The 12,896-nt window shown below is 67.4% G+C and carries 14 protein-coding genes; 4 read left to right on the top strand and 10 right to left on the bottom strand.

All coding sequences use genetic code 11. From position 1 onward, the window contains the following. Window positions 1-6: 6 nt before the first annotated feature. The 5 genes from LRA89_RS03835 to LRA89_RS03815 all read right to left on the bottom strand — a co-directional run bounded on the left by LRA89_RS03835 (window position 7) and on the right by LRA89_RS03815 (window position 4,878). Window positions 7-1,374 carry a porin gene (locus tag LRA89_RS03835; RefSeq protein ID WP_230769072.1) on the bottom strand — a complete coding sequence of 456 codons (1,368 nt, stop codon included), beginning with the start codon at window positions 1,372-1,374 and terminating at the stop codon, window positions 7-9. A 65-nt stretch (window positions 1,375-1,439) separates the two neighbouring features. Beyond that, a complete protein-coding gene (lpdA, locus tag LRA89_RS03830) occupies window positions 1,440-2,852 on the bottom strand; it encodes a dihydrolipoyl dehydrogenase (RefSeq protein ID WP_056494203.1) in 1,413 nt (470 codons plus the stop codon). 58 nt (window positions 2,853-2,910) lie between these two features. Continuing rightward, on the bottom strand, window positions 2,911-3,300 hold the full coding sequence (locus LRA89_RS03825; RefSeq protein WP_055755739.1) for an acyl-CoA thioesterase: 390 nt from the start codon (window positions 3,298-3,300) through the stop codon (window positions 2,911-2,913). Beyond that, on the bottom strand, window positions 3,293-3,511 hold the full coding sequence (locus LRA89_RS03820; protein ID WP_055755737.1) for a hypothetical protein: 219 nt from the start codon (window positions 3,509-3,511) through the stop codon (window positions 3,293-3,295). The genes LRA89_RS03825 and LRA89_RS03820 overlap by 8 nt, the downstream gene beginning before the upstream one ends. A 2-nt stretch (window positions 3,512-3,513) precedes the next feature. Next, on the bottom strand, window positions 3,514-4,878 hold the full coding sequence (locus LRA89_RS03815) for a pyruvate dehydrogenase complex dihydrolipoamide acetyltransferase (protein WP_055755735.1): 1,365 nt from the start codon (window positions 4,876-4,878) through the stop codon (window positions 3,514-3,516). A gap of 129 nt (window positions 4,879-5,007) precedes the next feature. On the opposite strand from LRA89_RS03815, the gene LRA89_RS03810 reads away from it, so the two are divergent. Together LRA89_RS03810 and LRA89_RS03805 are read left to right on the top strand one after the other, a co-directional pair. Continuing rightward, window positions 5,008-5,463 carry a universal stress protein gene (locus LRA89_RS03810; protein ID WP_055755733.1) on the top strand — a complete coding sequence of 152 codons (456 nt, stop codon included), beginning with the start codon at window positions 5,008-5,010 and terminating at the stop codon, window positions 5,461-5,463. A 409-nt stretch (window positions 5,464-5,872) separates the two neighbouring features. Further along, complete coding sequence (locus LRA89_RS03805) at window positions 5,873-7,162, top strand: M20/M25/M40 family metallo-hydrolase (protein WP_230769071.1); 1,290 nt, start codon at window positions 5,873-5,875, stop codon at window positions 7,160-7,162. Window positions 7,163-7,183: 21 nt separating this feature from the next. Here the strand turns inward: LRA89_RS03805 and LRA89_RS03800 are convergent, their stop codons facing one another. The 5 genes from LRA89_RS03800 to LRA89_RS03780 form a co-directional block, all read right to left on the bottom strand. After that, the gene (locus LRA89_RS03800) at window positions 7,184-8,293 is read right to left on the bottom strand and encodes an RcnB family protein (protein ID WP_230769070.1); all 1,110 of its coding nucleotides are present in this window, start codon (window positions 8,291-8,293) and stop codon (window positions 7,184-7,186) included. Window positions 8,294-8,422: 129 nt separating this feature from the next. Next, complete coding sequence (locus LRA89_RS03795) at window positions 8,423-8,905, bottom strand: GAF domain-containing protein (RefSeq protein ID WP_230769069.1); 483 nt, start codon at window positions 8,903-8,905, stop codon at window positions 8,423-8,425. Between the two features lie 40 nt (window positions 8,906-8,945). Further along, window positions 8,946-9,515, bottom strand: coding sequence for a hypothetical protein (locus LRA89_RS03790; protein ID WP_230769068.1), 570 nt, complete (start codon window positions 9,513-9,515; stop codon window positions 8,946-8,948). Window positions 9,516-9,568: 53 nt separating this feature from the next. Beyond that, window positions 9,569-9,994 carry an alternative ribosome rescue aminoacyl-tRNA hydrolase ArfB gene (arfB, locus tag LRA89_RS03785; RefSeq protein ID WP_055755724.1) on the bottom strand — a complete coding sequence of 142 codons (426 nt, stop codon included), beginning with the start codon at window positions 9,992-9,994 and terminating at the stop codon, window positions 9,569-9,571. Beyond that, entirely contained in the window at window positions 9,995-10,645 is a 651-nt protein-coding gene (locus LRA89_RS03780; protein ID WP_230769067.1) for an RluA family pseudouridine synthase, read from the bottom strand. Between the two features lie 160 nt (window positions 10,646-10,805). On the opposite strand from LRA89_RS03780, the gene LRA89_RS03775 reads away from it, so the two are divergent. Both LRA89_RS03775 and LRA89_RS03770 read left to right on the top strand, forming a co-directional pair. Next, window positions 10,806-11,495 (top strand): M15 family metallopeptidase, encoded by a 690-nt coding sequence (locus LRA89_RS03775; protein WP_230769066.1) that lies wholly within the window; start codon window positions 10,806-10,808, stop codon window positions 11,493-11,495. A gap of 451 nt (window positions 11,496-11,946) precedes the next feature. After that, window positions 11,947-12,849, top strand: coding sequence for an aspartyl protease family protein (locus tag LRA89_RS03770; RefSeq protein WP_230769065.1), 903 nt, complete (start codon window positions 11,947-11,949; stop codon window positions 12,847-12,849). Window positions 12,850-12,896 lie beyond the last annotated feature (47 nt).

Genomic DNA, 12,896 nt, shown 5'->3' with positions numbered 1-12,896 from the left:
GCCGCTTCAATAATTCCACTGCAACTGGGTGCGCAGGAGGCTGCCCTCCGCGCGCCCGGTACGCCGCTCGTCGGCCTCGGCACGGTCCATCTCGGCATAGGCGATCGTCAGTTCGAGCGGCGCGAACGGCTGGAACTCGATGCCCAGTTCGACCTCCTCGGTATCGAGCGGCGGGGCATTGAGCGCGGCTTTCCACCCGCCGCGATAGCGCTGCCAGCGGGCATAGGGCATGAACGGTCCGAGCGGGGAGTGCTTCACCCGCGCCATCGCCTGGACATAGCCGCCGCTCAGGTCCCGGTCGACGATGCGGCGCAGGCTGCGATCATATTCCGGCCCCCGCCCCCAGTTCCACTCGGCCTGCAACCCGAACGGCTTGGGGTACAGGATGGCATGAAGCGCCACGCGCTCCTCGGTGAACGGCGTGGCGCTGACCCCGCCGCTGCGCACTTCGGGCTGCACCCGGTTATGCAGCGCCGATCCGCCCAACTCGACCACCTGTCCGCCGACCGCGAACGGCCATGTCGCCATCGCCGTCACCATCACCGCATCGTTGGTTTCCTCGCGATTGACCCCCTGCCCGTTGAACAGCCCCAGGCCAAAAGCCCCGTAATTGCCGAACAGTTTCTGACCATCGGCGTTCAGTGCGTCCCAGATCGCCTGGGTCCGCGCCGGGGTGTAATAAGCGATGACGCCAATATCGCGCTCGCTCGGCACCGCGCTGTTGATCGCATCCGCCCGGTCGAGCGTCAGGCGGTTGCCCGACGATTGCAGGTTTTCCCAGCCATAAGGAATTTTCGACTGGCCGAAGCGCAGCCGGAAACGCTTATCCTTGTCGAGAAACACATCGGCATAGGCGTCGCGCAACTGCACGAAGCTTTCGCGCCGCTCGCTGACCGACTGGTTGGCGACGTTCTGCGCGAAATCGGGCTGGAGGTAGAAGGATACCCGGTCGTTGAGATCGCCCTGCAATACCAGCCGGATGCGGCGGAAGGTGAAGCCGGTATCATCGCCGATCCCGCCGTCATGCACCGACCGCAGCCGGGCGATGCCGTCGGGCGCGGTGCGGTCGCCCGAAATAACCTCGTTCAGCCGCAACTGGGTATAGCCGCGAACGCTGATCCGCTCATACCATGGCTTGCGCTTCGGTGCGGCGGGCGCGGCGGCAAGCTGTGGCGGGGGAGCAGGAACCACCGCCGGTGCTATGGCCGGAACGGCGGTGAGCGGTGCCGTGGTCCGTGCCTGCTGCGCCTTCATCTCGGCGATAACCGCCTTCAACTCGTCGATCTGGCGCTGGAGTTCCTTCACCGTCTGCGCGGCGGCAGGCGGGGTGGCCATGAGCGATACGGCCAACGTCGCCGGGAGCAGGTGCTTCATGGACCCGCGCCATGCCGTCGGGCACCGGCGCGGGTCAAGCGGTCAATATGACGTTGGCGTTACACTTACATGTGCAGCGTGCGGCCGTAGGCGCCCAGCACCGATTCGTGCATCGATTCCGAAATCGTCGGATGCGCGAACACCGTCTCGGTCAGTTCCTTCTCGGTCGTCTCAAGCTGACGGGCGATGACATAGCCCTGGATCATCTCGGTCACTTCCGCGCCGACCATGTGCGCGCCGAGCAGTTCGCCGGTCTTGGCGTCGAACACCGTTTTGACGAAGCCTTCCGCCTCGCCGAGCGCGATCGCCTTGCCGTTGCCGATGAACGGGAATTTGCCGACCTTGACGGTGTAGCCCGCTTCCTTGGCCTTCGCCTCGGTAAAGCCGACGCTCGCCACCTGCGGGCGGGCATAGGTGCAGCCGGGGATGTTGTTCTTGTCCATCGCGTGCGGATGAACGTCCTTGTTGCCCAGCGCCTTGGCGATCGCCTCGGCGGCGATCACGCCCTCATGGCTCGCCTTGTGCGCCAGCCACGGGGCACCGGTCACGTCGCCGATCGCCCAGATGCCGTCGACATTCGTCTTGCCATAGCCATCGGTCTTGATGTGGCCGCGCTCGGTTTCGATCTTGAGCGCTTCCAGCCCGATATTCTCGGTGTTGGGGACGATGCCGATCGCGACGATCGCATGGCTGAACTCGGCCTGCTCGACCTTGCCGTCCGGTCCCTTGATTGCGGCCTTGACGCCCGACGCGGTCGCTTCGAGCTTTTCGAGGCCCGACTTGGTGCGGATGGTCATGCCCTGCTTGGTCAGCGCCTTGTGCATGAACTCGCTGACCTCGGCGTCCTCGACCGGCATGATCCGGTCAAGCATCTCGACGATGGTCACGTCCGCGCCCATATCGTTGTAGAAGCTGGCGAATTCGACGCCGATCGCGCCCGATCCGATGACGAGCAACTTGGTCGGCATTTCGGGCGGCACCATCGCATGGCGATAGGTCCAGATCTTGGAACCGTCGGCCTTCGCGAACGGCAGGTCGCGGGCACGCGCACCGGTCGCGACGATGATGTGCTTGGCTTCGAGATCGGTCTTCTTGTCGCCCTGCGCGACGGTCAGCTTGCCCTTGGCCGTAATGGTGCCGATGCCCTCATGCACCGTCACCTTGTTCTTCTTCATCAGGCCCTTGACGCCGGCGTTGAGCTGGCCCGCCACCTTGCGGCTGCGGTCGACCACCTTGTTCAGATCGAACGCGGGCTTTTCATTGGAAAGGCCGTATTGCGCGGCGTGCATCATGTAATGATAGATTTCGGCCGAGCGCAGCAGCGCCTTGGTCGGGATACAGCCCCAGTTGAGGCAGATGCCGCCCAGCCGCTCGCGCTCGACGATCGCGACTTTCAGGCCCAACTGGCTCGCACGGATCGCCGCGACATAGCCGCCGGGGCCGGACCCGAGCACGATGAGGTCGTAAGATTCAGCCATCACTTTGCCTTTATGCTCGATGCTGCCCGGTCGAGCAGCGTGATCCAAGAAATGAAATTCAGGCGTCGATCGGCCTGGGTTTGCGGTCCGCGTCGATCGCGACGAACACGAATCGCGCCTGCGTCACCCGGTCAAGCGCCTCGCCGAAGCGGTCGCGACGCCATGCCTCGACCTCGATCGTCATCGACGACCGGCCGACCTTTATCAGATCGGCATAGACCGACACTTCGTCGCCGACCGCCACGGGGGCGTAGAACTGCATCGCGTCGACCGCGATCGTCACCGCCCGCCCCTTTGAATGGCGCGCGGCAACGAGGCCGGCGGCCATGTCCATCTGCGACATGATCCAGCCGCCGAAGATGTCGCCATAGGGATTGGTGTCCGCCGGCATCGCGGTGACGCGGAGCGCGGGCTGGCCGGTCGGCGGCGTGGCGCTGTTCTCAACCATCGCGGTCCGCTCCCTTCGCCCGTTCCTCGGCGATCGCGCGCTGCACCTGCCGCATGCCCAGCAGCGCGACGACCGCCATCGATACCCATGTCACCAGCCAGATGTCGCGCCGACCCAGCGGATAGGACCACGCCGACAGCGACCCGATCGCCCATGCCGCCGCGAGTCCCGCGACGGCAGCGACGATCTCGGTCAGCAGCCGGGCGCGCACGGTCAGGCGATCAGGCCCAGCGGCGATTCCACCAGTGCCTTGAACAGCTTCAGCATCTCGGCACCGTCGGCACCATCGATCGCCCGGTGATCGAAGCTGCCGGTCGCGGTCATCACCGTCGCGACGCCCAGCGCGTCGTCGACGATGTACGGCCGCTTCTCACCGGCACCGACCGCGAGGATCATGCCCTGCGGCGGGTTGATGACCGCTTCGAACTGCTTGATGCCGAACATGCCCATGTTCGAGAGCGACGCGGTGCCGCCCTGATATTCCTCGGGCTTCAGCTTGCCTTCCTTGGCGCGACGGCCAAGGTCCTTCATCTCGGTGCTGATCTTCGCCACGCCCTTGTTGGCGGCGTCGCGGATGATCGGGGTGATGAGGCCGGTCGGCGTCGACACCGCCACCGACACGTCGGCGCGGCTGTACTGCACCATTTCGTTGCCGAGGAAGGTAACGTTGCACTTCGGGCTGTTTTCCAGCGCGACGCCCAGCGCCTTGATAAGCAGGTCGTTGACCGACAGCTTCACGCCGCGCGCATCGAGCGACTTGTTCAGATCGCCACGCAGCTTGAGCAACGCATCCAGACGGATGTCGACCGTCAGATAGATGTGCGGCACCTGCTGCTTCGATTCGGTCAGGCGACGCGCGATCGTCTTGCGGATGTTCGACAGCTTCTCGACCGTGTGCGGGATCGAATCGTCGAACCACACGGCGGCGGGCTTGGGCGCTTCGGCGGCGGGCGCCGGTGCGGCTGCGGCGCTCGGCGCGGGAGCGGACACGGCGGCTTCGGCCTTGGGCGCGGTCTTTTCGCCGGGCTTGGCGCTTTCGACATCGGCCTTGACGATACGGCCGTTCGGGCCGCTGCCGGTCACGTCGGACAGGTCGAGGCCCTTGTTGGCGGCGATCCGGCGGGCGAGCGGGCTGGCCTTCACGCGACCGCCATCGCCCTGCGCCGCGCCGGCACCGGCGGGACGGCCATGATCCGACGTGCCGGCGGGCGCGGGCTGCGCCTCGCTGCCGGTCTTGTTGGGATCGGTGGCGTCGGGCTTGCCCTTGAACTGGTCATCGGCGGGCTGCGGCGTTGCCGACTTGGCGGGAGCGGCGTCGACTGCCGAAGCGTCCTCGCCCTCTTCGAGCAGGATGGCGATCACCGCGCCAACCTTCACATTGTCGGTCCCTTCGGCGATCAGCACCTTGCCGATCACGCCTTCGTCGACCGCCTCGAACTCCATCGTCGCCTTGTCGGTTTCGATTTCCGCCATGATGTCGCCGGATTTGACGGTATCGCCTTCCTTCACCAGCCATTTGGCCAGCGTCCCCTCTTCCATCGTGGGGGACAGGGCGGGCATCTTGATCTCGATCGGCATGGGGCAGATTGGTCCTCTCAGGCTCGTCGCGCCTCTTCGCCGCCGGGCGCGTCCGGGTCAAGCCCTGCGCGCCGTCTTGCGTGAGCGGCAGGGTCGTGCGCATGAATATCGGCTTAAGGGGAGCGATGGATGCGGACCTATCTGGTGGTGGTCGACGAGAACCCGGAAAGCGCGGTCGCGCTGCGCTTCGCCGCCCGCCGCGCGGTGAAGACCAACGGCGGCGTCGAGGTGCTGGCGCTGGTCGAACCGCAGGAGTTCGCGCCGTGGGGCGGCGTGCAGGCGACGATCGAGGAGGAAGCCAAGGAACGCGCCGAGGCATTGTTGCAGGCGGCGGCGGGAACGCTGATCGCCGAATCGGGGCTGCAACCGCATCTGACCGTACGGATCGGTGATGGCGCGCGAATCGTGCGCGAGATGATCGCCGCCAATCCCGAGATCGCCGCGCTGGTGCTGGGCGCCGCCGCGACCGGTGCGCCCGGACCACTGGTCAGTCATTTTTCGGGCACCGATGCCGGCGCGCTGCCGGTGCCGGTGATGATCGTCCCCGGCAGCCTCGACAGCGACGCGATCGACCGGCTGAGCTGATTCGTTCGGGCGGGGTTCAGGTAGAACCGCTGAAGATGAATGGTGGGAGATGCCGTGCGGGGGAGAGCCGCGGAACGCCATTCGCGCTCGATCCCCCGCAAGCTGCTGCTGTTTGCCGGAATTTCCGGCCGCATCCTCTATTATTATCAGCGCAGCGCTGGCGAGAGGTCCGTTAGCGCCACGCGCGCACAAAAAAAAGGGCCGGCGAAGCCGACCCTGAAAGTTTTTAGGAGAGGATGCCTGAAAGGCACAGTCGTTGTGCATCGCACGCGGTCCGTTAGCAATTGCAAAAAACGAAACCAAACATTCTATTTCTGCATCAACCCTAGTTCGATAGTAGGTTTTGGCATGCCATGGGTATCGCATGAAACCGGTTGAGCTTCGCGACGCGCGGCGGCATCCTGTTCAAATGCGCCACTTTCTCCTGCTGCCCGCCCTTGCCCTTTCGTTCCCTGCGATCGCCCGCGATGCCCCCCGCCCCGAACGGCTCCGTGCCGATGTGGCAACGCTCGTCGGATTCGGCACGCGGCACACCGCGTCGGACCCCGATCATGCGACCCGCGGGATCGGCGCGGCGCGGCGCTGGTTCGCCGATGCGCTGACCCGGATTGGCAGCACCTGCGGCAATTGCATCACCGTCGCCAATATCGCGCGGGGCTTTTCGGGACCGCGCGCGCCGAACGGGGTGAACGTCGTCGACGTGCTGGGCTTTCAGCAGGGTCGCGATCCGAAGCGAGTCGTGATCGTGATGGGCCATATCGACAGCCGCGTCAGCGACGTGATGAATGCGACCAGCGACGCGCCCGGTGCCAACGACGATGCGTCGGGCGTGGCGCTGGTGCTGGAGACGGCACGCATCCTGTCGAGGGAAAAGTTCGACGCGACGATCGTCTATGCCGCGCTGTCGGGCGAGGAACAGGGGCTGTGGGGCGCGCAGCTCCTTGCCGACACCGCGAAGGAACGTGGCTGGACCGTTACCGCGGTGCTCAACAACGACATTGTCGGCAGTACAATCGGGCAGGACGGCCGCCGGATCGCCGACCGGGTGCGGGTCTTTTCCGAAGGGATTCGCGCGTCCGAATCGATCGAGCAGCAGATCGCGCGCCGTGCCGCCGGCGGCGAGGATGACGGCCCGTCGCGTGCGCTGGCCAAGACGGTGGATGCGGTCGCCGCCACGTTGCCCGGTGGGCTCGATGCGTTTCTCGACCGCCGGCCCGACCGGTTCGGGCGCGGCGGCGACCATGAACCGTTCCTCAAGCTTGGCTATCCCGCGATCCGCTTTTCGGTCGGGGTCGAGAATTACGATGCCCAGCACCAAGACCTGCGCCGCGACGGCACCCGTATCTATGGCGACACGATCGACCGGATGGACTTTCCCTATCTGGCGAAAGTGACCGCGCTGAACGTCGCGACGATCGCCCGGCTGGCCGCCGCCCCGGCAGCGCCGGCCACCGCGTCGATCGAGGGGGCGCTGGCGACCGATACGACGGTGCGCTGGGCGGCGGTGCCGGGTGCGGCGGGCTATCGCATCCGCTGGCGGCGCAACGACGCGCAGGACTGGCGCGAAAGTCGCGACGTCACCGGCACCGAGGCGGTGCTCAAGGGCGTGATCGTCGACGATCATTTCGTCGGCGTATCCGCGCTCTCCGCATCGGGTGCGGAGAGCATCGCGACCTTCGCCGGGCGGGCCGGTCGCTGAGCGACCACCCCGCCCGCCCGGTCAGCAGCGGCAGAGCGTCTTGGACGGCCGCGCGCGATAGGTCGCGCGGCGCTTGAGCGTGCGCGGCGCGGAATAGGTCACGATTTCTTCGGTCGTGGTCGTCGTGGTGACGATGGGCGCGCCGACCGTGACCGTCGTCACCGTCGCCGGCGGATAATAATAACCGTTCGCGACATAGCCGCCCGCCGCGCCATAGCTGCTGGTCGTGGTGGTATAGCTACCGACCTGCGGATGCGTTTCGACATAGCCGCCGCGCACCGGGCCGCGTTCGACATAGCGGCGCTCGACCCGGCGGTCGTACGACCGGCCGATCGGCTGCACCTGTTCGCGTGGGGACGCATAGACGACGTCGGGCGCGCCGCGATCGTCGTAATAGCCGTCGTCGGGGGCGACCGGCACGTCGTCACCCGGCACCGCATAAGGCGCGCCATATTCGGGCGGCGGCGGGGGCATGCGGCGGCCGCGATCTTCCGCACGGTCGATCGCGGTGCCAGCCAGCGCTCCTACCCCCGCGCCGAGGATCGTGCCGCCCAGCCGGTTGCCACGCCCGGCGATGACGTTGCCCGCCACCCCGCCGACGACTCCGCCGATCACCGCACCGCCGACGCCGTTGTCGCGACGGGTGACGACGCGGTTGTCCTGATAACGATCATCGTAATAGCGATCGTCACGGACATAGCGTCCATCGTCGCGCGCATCCCAGTCGATGCCGCCGCGATAGTCGTACACCCGGCCGTCGCGATCGGCGAGCACGGCGTCGTCGTAATAGCGATACCAGCCATAGCCCGCCTGTGGCTGGGCGAGGCCATAGGTAGACCAGTCCTGGACATAGAAGCTCGGCGCGACCCAGTAGCGCGGCATGATCCAGCCGCGCACCGGCTGGCGATAGGCGTTCCAGCCGCCCGGCGCGTAATGGCCGCCGTACCAGCGCCCGCGCACCTTGCCGCCCCAGCGGGGACCGGGCAGATTCACGCGCGGATGGCCGCCGGGCACCATGCGGGGCGCATGCCCCCGCTGGCCATGGGCGACGACCTGCGCATCGGCCACGCCGGTCGGCAGGGCGGTCGCGGTGGCAAAGGCTATGGTGGCGGCGATCAACGGCGTGCGCATCGGCCAAACGGCTCCCTGATTGGCTGCGGGCTGGAACCGCCCGCGAATATGGTTGCCGAAACCTTACCACGCGCGCCGGTTCCCCGCCAACGCGGCAAACGTCGCAGCGATCGTCCCGCCTTGGAGCAGTCAGGCGATGCGCGGGGCCAGCATCGCCATCAGCGCCTCGCACCCCGCCTGATCGGCCGCATCGAACCGGCCAGCGACCGGGCTGTCGAGGTCGAGCACGCCGACCAGCCGGTCGCCGACCACGATCGGCACGACCAGTTCGGCGCGGCTGTCGGCGTCGCAGGCGATATGGCCGGGGAAGGCGTGGACGTCGGGCACCAGTTGCGTGGTGCGGGTGGCGGCGGCGGTGCCGCACACCCCCTTGCCCAGCACGATGCGGATGCACGCCGCCTTGCCCTGAAACGGCCCCAGCACCAGTTCGTCGTCGACCAACCGGTAGAAGCCCGACCAGTTGAGGTCGGGCAGATACTGCATCAGCAACGCCGAGGCATTGGCCATGTTGGCGATCGCGTCGCCCTCGTCGGCGGTTAGCGAATCGAGCGCCGACAGCAGGTCGCGGTAGAGGTCGGCCTTGTCGGCAGCGGAGATGTCGAACTGGTACATGGCCGCGATGTAGGGGTGCGGGGTGGCGGGGCCAATGGTGTCAGTTGTCGCGGCTGCGATCGAAACGCCATTTGCGGATGGCTTGCACCAATGCCGTAACGACAAGACCTCCGGCGAAGATCGTCCACCATGAGTCCATGCCTTTCGATATTAAGATCAACGCGGCACCTATCAGGCCCAGAACCAGTTGACCGTAGGTCATCTCTTCCAGGGCCCGGCGGCGCATCTCCGCTTTCGACCGGGGCAATCCCATGACGAGGCGGCGCTCCAACGCCCGTGCCGGGGCTGCCCATGCCAGATAGCCGGCCCCAAGGCAGAGCGTCAGGATGCCACCGACGCCGATGCCAATAACAGTCTTTTGGATTCCTTCATCAGTATCCGGGGCGATCAGCACGGGAACGACGCATAACACGACCGTCGCGACCAGCAGCGCCCAACCGATATATTTCACGCACCGCACGAAATCCGCCGCGAACGCATCGCGTTCGATCGCGGTGACGCGGATCGGCGGCCCCTTCATGTTCTTGCGGAAAAGATAATCGCAACCGTCTACCTCGAACTGGTCGAGGAACAGCGATCGCATCCGCTCCAGATGGCGTTTGAAGAACATCGCTGACGCATATCGGGTTCGCGCCTTGCAGGACAGCGCCGTTCCGCCGTCCCTCAGTCCATCCGCACCTTGCCACGTCCGGCCTTCACCTGTGCCCGGCCCTTCTTCCCCTCGACCCGGCGGACCTGCGAGGCTTTCGTCGGTTTGGTCGGGCGGCGTTTCTTGGGCACGATCGTCGCTTCGCGGATCAGCGCGAACAGGCGTTCGCGCGCCTCGCGCCGGTTCAGTTCCTGCGAGCGCGAGGCGTCGGCGCGCAACGTCAGCACGCCGTCCTTGCTCAGCCGCGATCCGGCGAGCGTGGCGAGACGCAGCTTCACCGCGTCGGGCAGGCCGGGCGAGGCCATGACGTCGAAGCGCAGCAGCACCGCGCTGTCGGTGGTGTTGACATGCTGCCCGCCCGGCCCGGAGGCGCGGGTGAAGCTTTCCTCCAGCTCGCCGCTGTCGATCGCGATGGCGCGGGTGATCGCGATGCGCGGCACCTACCCCTCGTCGAAGCCGGCGGCGACGAAGCTTTGCGGCCATGGCGCGGTCACATCGATCGCGAGCTTGTTGTCGCGCGGCACGACCAGCCCGGCGGCATGGAGCAGCATCGGCCCCTCGCCCCGGCCATAGACCGGATCGCCCGCGACCGGGCAGCCCAGCCCTTCGGCCATATGCACGCGGATTTGGTGGGTGCGTCCGGTTTCGGGGAACAGCGCCACCAGCGCGCGCCCGTCGATGGTGCGCAGCAGCCGCCAGTTGGTCCGCGCCGCCTTGCCCCGCGGATCGCCGACCATGCGCCAGCCGTCCTCGACGCTGCTGACCTTGGCCAGCGGCAGGTCGATCTCGCCGGATTCGGCGTCAGGCACGCCGTCCAGCACCGCGAGATAGCGTTTCGTCACCCGGCCCTGTTCGAACGCCTGCTGGAAGCGGGCATGCGCCTTCGGGTTGCGCGCCAGCAGCAGGCAGCCGCTGGTATCGCGGTCGAGGCGGTGGACCGGCGTGGGTTCGCGCTGGAAGGTGAAGCGCAGTTCATCGGCGCGCCCGGCGATGCTGGGCGAACCGTCGCGCGGAGGGTCGACCGGCAGGCCGGCGGGTTTATCGAGGACGATCGCTTCGCCATCGATGAACAGGACAAGGTCATCGAGCATTTCGTCTCCTTGCCATCCTTGGCCGTACCATGCCAGTGGTTGCCCGAGGCGAGAGGATGCGACCCGGGAGAAACTTGTGCGTCGTTCGCTGCCTGTCCTCGCCTGCTTGATGCCCATTGCCTGTACGCCGGTGGCGACGCCGCCCGCTGTACAGCCGGTCGTGGTCCCCATAGCGACGCCGACCCCGGTCGTGCCGCCGGTAGTACTGGTGCCGCGCGTGACGGTGCAGCCGGTCGCGCTGTGCGGGCGGGGCATGGTGCAGCCGGGTGCCGACGGACGGCTGTTCAACCACTTCGCCTATCCCGACACGCCGGCGAGCGCGCTGGTCGACGCGCCGGCGTCGCTCGGCGGCGGCAGTTGCAAGGTGCATCCGGCGATGCTGGTTGACCTTGGGCGGCTGCTGGCGGCGGCCGACGCCGATCCGGCGGTGGCGGGCACGCTGCGCGCGGTGTCGTGCCACCGATCGGAGGCGCTCCAGCGGCAGACCTTCTGCGGCGGGATCGGCCGTGACGGATCGGGCAGCTTTACCGAGCGGGCATGGGCCTCCGCGCCGCCGGGGCATAGCGAGCATGCCACCGGTTATGTCATCGATTTCGGGACCAGCACCTCGCGGGCATGCGATGCAGAGGCGTGTTTCGCCGCGACCCCGGCGGGGCGGTGGCTGCGCGCCAATGCGGCAAGCTTCGGCTTCGAAATGTCGTTTCCCGCGGGAAACCGCCAGCAGGTGAAGTGGGAGCCGTGGCACTGGCGCTGGGTCGGCACGGCGACGGCGCAAGCGGGTGCGCCGGTGGCGCGCGGCCTGTTCGCCGAAGCGCGGACACGGTTTCCGGCCGAGCCGGGGGTGCGGTAGCGGGGCGTTTACCGAAGGTTGCGCTTCGGTTTTTCGGGCGGGCAGTTGGTTCGCGCGGAAACGCGGAGGGCGTGCGTTTCGGGGTTCGGTTGGTTCTTCTCCCGGGCAGTAGCAATGCCTGGGGCGCTGGCACGCGGGATCTGGATTCAGGATGAAACCGACCGGGACGTACCCATGGCCTGAGCCGTATCGACATTCAGCGATGCCGTTGCCAAACCCGTCACCCCGGACCCGCAGCGCCGCAATCGACACCGCTGGACGGGCGAACGCCATTGCCGGTGGCACGGGAGACCCCGGAACAGGTCCGGGGTGACGACGGATAGAGCCTGGAAAGATCCACCCGGATCGTTGCATGTAGATCTGGCCTGACATTTCGGTCCGGTCGCAGGACAATGCTTGCCGGGGCCGGTGGCGGATGCCAGCATATCGCTAAAATTATGGAGAAAACCGGTTGATCGGGGCTGCACTGTCGCTGGTCCTTGGCGCGCAGGCCGCCGCCCCTGTCCCGCCCCGGCCGGTCGCTCCGGTGGTTCGCCTGCCGCCGGCGGCAGCGCGCCGGCCGGTCGCATATGACGACGTCGGCGGGCTGGTGGTGTTCCGCGTGCGGATCGCCGGGCGCGAGGCGTGGGCGCTGCTCGACAATCGGGCGGAGCGCAGTTTCGTCGATCTGGGCTTCGCGCGCGCGGCGGGGCTGACGATCGATCCGCGCGCGTCGGTGCGGGTCGATGCCGGCACCGCGCTCAACGGACAACGGGTCGAGCAGGTGGCCGTGGCGGTCGCCGGGCAGTTCGCGGTGATGCTGCCGTCGATGACCGGAATCGATCTGGTGCCGGTGTCGCGATCGATCGGGCGGCCGATCGCGCTGGTCGTCGGAGCCGATTTCTATCGCCGGTTCGCAGTCGCGACACGGCCGGGCGCGCGGACGATTGCGTTCCTGCCGAACGGGACGGTCGAGCGCACGGCGCGCGCGGTCGATCTGCTCGACGCGCGGCCGCGTATCGCCATCACGCTGGGCGGCAAGCGGATGATCGTGACGGTCGATACCGGGCTGAGCGGTGCGCTGATCCTGACGCCGGCGGCATGGGCCCGGCTAGGCATCCCGGATACCGCGTGCGAGGACAGCAGCTTCCGCACCGGCGACGGCCGCGCGCGGACCGGGCGGCTGTGTACCGGACCGGCAGTGAGCGTCGGGCCGCTGGCGCTGCCCTCGACCCGGGTGTTCATCGACGCGGTCGACGGCGCGAACGGCGACGGGCTGATCGGCATGGGTCTGCTTGGGCTGGCCGGGGGGATGACGCTCGATGTCTCGGCGCGGAAACTGTGGCTGGTCCCGCCGGGGGAGATGGTACGGTAGCGGGCTTGTCCGGACGGGTCGTTTGGCCGACGCTGAACGCGACGACA

This window comes from Sphingomonas sp. Leaf4 (assembly GCF_920939515.1).
In the GTDB taxonomy this organism is placed as follows: domain Bacteria; phylum Pseudomonadota; class Alphaproteobacteria; order Sphingomonadales; family Sphingomonadaceae; genus Sphingomonas.
This window is presented reverse-complemented; position numbering and strand designations above follow the sequence as displayed.

Coding starts and splice junctions, on each gene's coding strand:
- LRA89_RS03780 (WP_230769067.1), bottom strand. CDS start 10,645: ATGCTCGATGACCTTGTCCTGTTCATCGATGGCGAAGCGATCGTCCTC.
- LRA89_RS03790 (WP_230769068.1), bottom strand. CDS start 9,515: ATGTTCTTCAAACGCCATCTGGAGCGGATGCGATCGCTGTTCCTCGAC.
- LRA89_RS03825 (WP_055755739.1), bottom strand. CDS start 3,300: ATGGTTGAGAACAGCGCCACGCCGCCGACCGGCCAGCCCGCGCTCCGC.
- LRA89_RS03795 (WP_230769069.1), bottom strand. CDS start 8,905: ATGTACCAGTTCGACATCTCCGCTGCCGACAAGGCCGACCTCTACCGC.
- LRA89_RS03805 (WP_230769071.1), top strand. CDS start 5,873: ATGCGCCACTTTCTCCTGCTGCCCGCCCTTGCCCTTTCGTTCCCTGCG.
- LRA89_RS03835 (WP_230769072.1), bottom strand. CDS start 1,374: ATGAAGCACCTGCTCCCGGCGACGTTGGCCGTATCGCTCATGGCCACC.
- LRA89_RS03810 (WP_055755733.1), top strand. CDS start 5,008: ATGCGGACCTATCTGGTGGTGGTCGACGAGAACCCGGAAAGCGCGGTC.
- lpdA (WP_056494203.1), bottom strand. CDS start 2,852: ATGGCTGAATCTTACGACCTCATCGTGCTCGGGTCCGGCCCCGGCGGC.
- LRA89_RS03800 (WP_230769070.1), bottom strand. CDS start 8,293: ATGCGCACGCCGTTGATCGCCGCCACCATAGCCTTTGCCACCGCGACC.
- LRA89_RS03815 (WP_055755735.1), bottom strand. CDS start 4,878: ATGCCGATCGAGATCAAGATGCCCGCCCTGTCCCCCACGATGGAAGAG.